The organism is Lunatimonas salinarum (assembly GCF_017811155.1).
GTDB lineage: Bacteria > Bacteroidota > Bacteroidia > Cytophagales > Cyclobacteriaceae > Lunatimonas > Lunatimonas salinarum.
The window spans coordinates 1-1,995 of record NZ_JACVCV010000065.1 but is presented as its reverse complement, the minus strand read 5'-3'; the positions used below and the strand labels follow the sequence as shown (position 1 = coordinate 1,995).

Annotated in this window: 1 protein-coding gene; it reads left to right on the top strand. The window is 44.3% G+C overall.

Annotation, left to right across the window (positions count from 1 at the left end):
* The first annotated feature begins 560 nt into the window (after nucleotides 1-560).
* Entirely contained in the window at nucleotides 561-1,814 is a 1,254-nt protein-coding gene (gene ltrA, locus IAQ59_RS21845) for a group II intron reverse transcriptase/maturase (RefSeq protein WP_209332980.1), read from the top strand.
* The last annotated feature ends 181 nt before the right edge of the window (nucleotides 1,815-1,995 follow it).

Below are 1,995 nucleotides of genomic sequence, written 5' to 3'. Positions count from 1 at the left end.
TGGTGTGAGAGGCGCACCTCGCTAACCTAACGGTTGGCGGGGCCGTCTACTCGATGTGTGCTGTGTAAGCTATGATAAAGATGAGGGCAGGCCCCTCGGTGAGGGTTTTTAGGAAAACTCACCAAACCACTTCTATGATGCATTTGCGGCAACAAGGATGTGTGAAGCGATAGAAGAAAAGGCTGTTTAAACAGTCAGGTAAGGATAGAAGAGATGAGCGAAAGCGAACCTTCCGATGAAGTGACGAAAAGACCAGTCGTTGTCAAAAACAGGCCTATATCGAGAGGCTTGCGATAAGCATAGAGGACACCTAACTACTGTCTATGCGGCAACCGTCATAAAGGGGGCATGACTTCTATCCAGGCTTTATTGTGGAATCACAGGAAGCCTATGTGCTATGCCAAAAGGAAAACGCAATCAGGCAATACCTGAGAGCTGATTACTAATGAGCATATAGGTGGCGGGTGAAGCCGTAGTAGCGATGAAATTCCTGTAATGGGAAGGGAGCGAAGGGCTTCAATTATGCAGTTTTAATTTAAGAACAACTTAAATGATTAAGGATGATTTTTAAAGAACAGACAAAGTCGGTACCAATTACCAAGGAGATGGTGTGGGAATCCTACAAGAAGGTGAAAAGTAACGGAGGCAGTGCAGGGATTGACCAGCAGAGCCTGTCAGAATTTGACAGTGTACGTTCCAAAGAACTGTACAAGCTATGGAACAGACTTGCTTCTGGAAGTTACTTTGCGCCAGCGATAAAGCGGGTAACAATACCCAAGGCAGGAGGTAAAACCCGTCCTTTGGGAATTCCAACTGTAAGCGACAGGATTGCACAGCAAGTTGTAAAGACGTACCTCGAACCAAGGTTGGAGTCGGTATTCGTGGACAACTCCTACGGTTATCGGCCGAACAAGAATGCGCATACAGCAATCCAGAAAGTACAACAAAATGTACGCAAGTTTAGCTGGGTGATAGATTTGGATATACAGGAGTTCTTTGAAAATGTGAGTCATGAGCTTTTGTTGAAAGCTTTGGAAAGACACGTTTCGGAAAAATGGGTACTGATGTACATTCAAAGGTGGCTGGAAGCACCAGTCATACTTGAGGATGGAACGGTCAAAGTATCCACGGGAAAAGGGACTCCTCAGGGAGGGGTAATCAGTCCGCTCCTTGCCAATCTCTATATGCATTACTGTGTTGACAAGTGGTTGGAAAAATCACATCCATCAGTCATTATGATTCGGTACGCTGATGACCTAATCATCCATTGCAGTAGCTATCAGAAGGCTGTTGATACCCTTGCAGACCTGAAAAGACGTCTTGAAAATTGTGGTTTAAAAGCCCATCCTGAAAAGACCAAAATGGTGTATTGCAAGAAAGATGGCAGAAATCTGGAAGGTTACCCTGTTCAGTTTGATTTTCTCGGCTTCAGTTTTCAGCCCATGAGAAACAAATTAAGAAACGGGGGAAGTTATCTGCAATTTGATTGTAAGATGAGCCGAAAGTCCAAAGTCCGTATCAACGGTGAACTTAGAAAGCTTAATTTCCACAACAAAACCCAACGAGGTATTCAGGATCTGGCAATATTGCTGAATCCAAAGATACGAGGGTGGGTTCAATATTATGGGAAGATAAGCCGAAGAAGTCTAAAACCTGTGTTTTATTACCTGCACCATCGATTGATCAGGTGGATTTTGAACAAGTACAAGAGCTTCAAAGGAAGCAAGGTCAAGGCAGTTAAATGGCTTAGACAAGTTACCGTTTCTTATCCAAACCTGTTCTACCATTGGGAACTGGGCTACAAATTGGTCTAGTATAATTGACCATAACCGACTGCATAATAAGAGCCGTATGAATCGAGAGATTCACTGCCTGTCCCGAGTATTGGGATACGGTTCTGTGAGAGGTTTAGGGGTGGGATTCCCCTTTACCTACTCGACTAGGCTCTGGCATTCTTTGGGTTATTCCCCAGCTTGTTCCAACACCTTTTCAAAA